Raw genomic sequence first — 464 nt, forward strand, 5'->3', positions numbered from 1 at the left:
GGCCAGCCTGGTGGCTGAAGCCCAGAAGCGCGCCCAGGAGATCATTGCCGAGACCCGTCGCAACCTGCAGGCCGAAGCCGATGCTTCCCTGAAGGAACTGCGCGGTCAGGTCGCCACGCTCTCCGGCCAGCTGGCCGAGCGTGTGCTGCGTGGCTAGTACGCCGTTTCTGCCACTGTGCCACGCGCGAGCTCGGTGGTTTTTCGGGCGGTCCTCGGACCGCGAGGGTAAAGAATCAAGAGAAACCCAATCAAGGGGGTGGGCTTTGAGCAAATGGAAACACGCTGGGCTGGGCTTGACGCGAGTTATGGTGCCTGTCCTTGCGCTTACGCTGCTTTTCGCCGTGGGGGCGCAGGCCTCTGAAGGGCATGACGCGCCGCGCTGGGGCGACTTTGGCTGGCGTGTGCTCAACTTCATCATCTTCGCCGGTATCCTGTGGTACTTCGTGGGCGGTCTGGCCCGCAAG

1 pseudogene is annotated in these 464 nt (G+C 63.8%); it reads left to right on the forward strand.

Annotated features, from left to right (window positions below):
- Positions 1–263 precede the first annotated feature (263 nt).
- Positions 264–464, forward strand: a pseudogene (locus JWG43_RS18070) (F0F1 ATP synthase subunit B); the annotation flags it as partial.

Source organism: Desulfobulbus alkaliphilus, from assembly GCF_016918545.1.
Lineage (GTDB): Bacteria > Desulfobacterota > Desulfobulbia > Desulfobulbales > Desulfobulbaceae > Desulfobulbus > Desulfobulbus alkaliphilus.